The sequence below is a fragment of the Boudabousia marimammalium genome (genome assembly GCF_001936115.1).
Classification (GTDB): Bacteria; Actinomycetota; Actinomycetes; order Actinomycetales; family Actinomycetaceae; genus Boudabousia; species Boudabousia marimammalium.
The window spans coordinates 1-3987 of record NZ_MPDM01000012.1; the positions used below are offsets into that span (position 1 = coordinate 1).

The window sequence follows — 3987 nt, forward strand, 5'->3', positions numbered from 1 at the left end:
CTGGCTGGTGCTGCCGCTATCTACCTGCGCAAGCGTGGTCTAGAAAGCTAAGCCAAACAGGTCAAATCAGGAAGGGTCTAGTTCCCTTTAGATAGTGTTGAGGCCGGTGTGAGAGGATTTCTGCCCACACCGGCCTCAACCTTTGACATCTACAATATGTTGCAAAAACGATGCCAAATGATGCAAGAAACCTATAGACTCTGGACTGAATTAATCATAAGATTAGTATTGCAGTTTCTACGACGAAGTATGGCTGGTCTCGAAGATGAGAGGTAAGAGGTTCTAAATGAAAACTGGAAGCAGTAGACTACGTGTAAACCTAAAGCGCGCCATAACAATTATCGGAGCCGGCGCCCTAGTGGCCTCAGGAGCATTAGTAAACGTTCCTGCAGCAAGAGCAACGCCGGAACCCCTGACTCCGACCAACTGGGCACTCCAAGCCAATGGCGGTACGGTAACCGCTTCAGGGCAAGAGGTATCCGGCTTCTGGGGGCCTGATAAACTCAATGACGGCGTCATCAATCCCGAAGCTCCCAAAGCAGAACGCTCTCGCTGGTCATCAAACACTAGTGATGATGCCTGGGCACTAGTGAGCTTCCCGCAGGGACACGCCCTCGATCACATTAATCTCTGGATGGAGCGTGCCTGCCCGAAAAAATGGGACCTACTGATTTCCGAAGATGGTAATACCTTCACGAAGATTGCTGGCTCTGACGCGCAAGTCTGCCCCTCAGATCCACCGTCAGAAAAGGTGACCGTTCAGATCCCTGAACAGTACAAGGCCATGTCGATTACCAAGATCAAACTGCAGGTGCGTGAGCGCACCCCCATTAACGGACACAAATGGGGAGCTTCCCTGTGGGAACTTGAAGCATTTGACGGGCCGGAGCAAGCGCCAGCCGTAGAGCCGCAGGACGCTCCGGGATCCTCCCTCGTCCCCAAACCTGTTTCGCTGGAGGTTCCCGAGGGCGCCCCCGGATTTGCTCTGACCCCAGAGCTCAAGATTGTAGCCCCGGCCGCCCTCAAGTCTGAGGCGGAACTCCTTGCTGTTTCCCTACGGGCTTCCACCGGTTACCCCATCCCGATCGTAGCCGAATCCGATGCCGCTAGTGGGCTGATTCGTTTGTCCACCGGCGCGGTGGAAGGCTCCACCAAAGATGAAGCGTACTCCTTGCAGGTGGATGCGAACGGAGTGAACATCACCGGTGTTGGTGCCCATGGTGTTTTCAACGGCACCCGCACCCTCTTGCAGCTACTACCCGGTTTCGTTCACATGAAAACCCCGGTGATTGCGAACTGGACTGTTCCGACTGTCACCATTAAGGACTGGCCGCGCTACGACTACCGCGGCATGATGCTGGATATTGCCCGCTCCTTCGTGCCGAAGGAAGACATTATGAAGCTGATTGATACGCTTTCGCAGTACAAGATCAGCTCCCTGCACCTGCACCTCTCTGACGATCAGGGCTGGCGGATTGAGATCACTAACGAAGGCAAGGCCGAGGGTGACACCATCGATTACACGCAGCTAACTGAAATCTCCGGTAAGACAGCTATGCACCCGCATGAGAAACAGGCATCCCAAGAGATTGGACGCACTGGTTTCCTCACCCAGGCTGACTACCGTGAGATTCAAGCCTACGCGACCGCCCGACATGTTGCGGTAATCCCCGAAATTGACGTTCCTGGTCACACCAATGCGGCCCTGCACGCAATCCCCCAGCTGAATCTGCCAGGCTCTTCACACCCGGCCACTGAGGCAGAGCCGACCGCCCCCGCCAAAGGAACCGGCGCGGTGGGTTACTCATACCTAGATCCAAACTCTGAAGTGACTAAGAATTTCATCCGTCACGTGTTGAAGCAGATTGCTGGAATGACTGATGGGCAGTACATGCATATTGGTGGCGATGAGCCGCATTCCATGACTGCGAGATACGGTAGCGCCGTATACAACCGCTTCCTTGGTGAGGTCCTCACTATGGTTCGTGATCTGAGAAAGACCCCGGTCGGTTGGAATGAGATTGCGCAAGCTGACGGTATAACCACAAATGATGTTATGCATTACTGGGTTGGTGACGCCAATGTGACCCGTGCTGCTGTGACCAATCATGGTGCTAAGGTACTTCTCTCTAAGGGTGGGAACTCTTACCTGAGCCAGAAGTACAATCCGAAGACACCGATGGCAGCCTCTTGGGCCTGTAGTGGCAACTGCGACTTCATCCACTACTACGACTGGGATCCGCGAGTCTTCATTGATTTGCCAAACGATAACGCCATTGTTGGCACTGAGACCGCTCTGTGGTCTGAGACTGTGCGTGGTATTGACCAGGTGGAGTTCTTGACCTTCAACCGTGCGCTCTCCCACGCCGAAATTGGTTGGACTCCGCAGGCGGACCGCAACAAGGCTGATTTTGCCCGCCGAATCGCTCAGATTGGCGTCGATATGAACGCTACGGGCTCCAACTTCTATGATGGAAAGGATGCTCTCTGGGGCTTTGATTTAGCAGGCGTCGCTTCCTCGGCCAATACTCAAAACGGCACCTTCCAGCTGGGCTACCTATCCGCCCCCGGCACTAAGGTGGCCGAGGACGGGTCCCGTGTCGTAGCCGACCGGGTAGATGACATCGACGGGGTTTCCCGTTCCTTGGTGGGTAACTCCGGCATGTCCGTGATGGTCGATTGGGGTGACGGTTCCGCTGAGGAAGCTGCCACCATTACCTCCACCTTGCCGCGTACTGAGTATAATGCTTCCGGCATGTACGTGCTGACGGGGTCGCACAACTACGCCACTGCTGGTGAGAAGACAGTGACTTTGACAATGGGTTCACGCACTGCCACCGCGAAGATTATGGTTGATGCGTCCGCTACTGCTACTGAGCCGTTGTTCACGCCGTGGACTCCTACCGCTGACCCGTCCCTGCAATTGGGTCAGGAAAAGGTCAAGATCCTAGATCAGGTTGAATTCACTGCCACCGGTTTCCAGCCGAACACGCTGGGCGATGTTTTCGTGGGTGAGGTGAAGCTTGGCCAGATTCGTCCTGATGCGGACGGCTCTCGCCACATGTTCTTCCAAGTTCCGGGCGCCTTGCGTCCTGGCGTCTATCAGATGCGTGTTGTGCAAGGAGAGCGGAGTGCTTCAGCCCGTTTGGTAGTTTGGGCTGATCCGGCTGCTGCTTCTGAAGTACAGTTCCCCGTGCAGGGGGTGACCGTGGCCGAGGTTGATTCTGAAGAGACGGCTGGTGAAACCCCGCCGAACGGTCCCGCTAATGCCGCGGTAGACGGTAACCCGAATACCTTCTGGCACACTAAGTGGAGCGCTGGAAACGACCAGTTCCCGCACTTCATTTCTTTGAGCCTGAACCAGCAGTGCAAGGTTAGCGGTTTAGAATACACTCCCCGACAAAATAGCCGCAACACCCGGATTAAGAGTTACGAAATCTACGCCTCCACTGATGGGCAAAACTGGGGCCAGGCCGTAGCTACCGGACAGTTCGCTGATGGTCAGAACGCTCAGTACGTGAGCTTCCCTGAGACGCAGGCTAAGTTCGTGAAGCTGGTTGGCTTGGACTCTCAGTCCGGTAACGCATTCGGCGGTGCCGGCGAGATTCGGATTAACGGCCTTTGCGGGGAAGGCGAGCCATTGAGCGTGGTCGCCGGTGCTGATTCTATTGAGTTGCCTGATAACGCCGCTGAGATGGCAACATTACGAGCTGTTGCAGGCCGTCAGGTTCCAGTCTCCGTGCGTCACTTGCCGGTTGCCGGCCAAGTCACTTTGTGGGCTGGCACAGATCACAAGCTGCTGGCTAATCAGGACGCCCAGGCTGGCGGAACCGTAGACTTCTCCTTTGAAATGAAGGCTGAGTATGATGGTGAAGACTTTGTGGTGGTAACACCGACTGACCGTCGTTACTTCCGCCTCGCGCTAGGCAGTCCGGAGCCGACTGTTGAGCCGACTGTTGAGCCGACTGTTGAGCCGACTGTTGAGCC

At 55.5% G+C, this 3987-nt stretch carries 1 protein-coding gene; it reads left to right on the forward strand.

Annotated features, from left to right (window positions below; translation table 11 throughout):
• Positions 1-286: 286 nt before the first annotated feature.
• Positions 287-3987: glycoside hydrolase family 20 protein (locus tag BM477_RS08085; RefSeq protein ID WP_158024418.1), on the forward strand; the 3701-nt coding region annotated here is incomplete at its 3' end.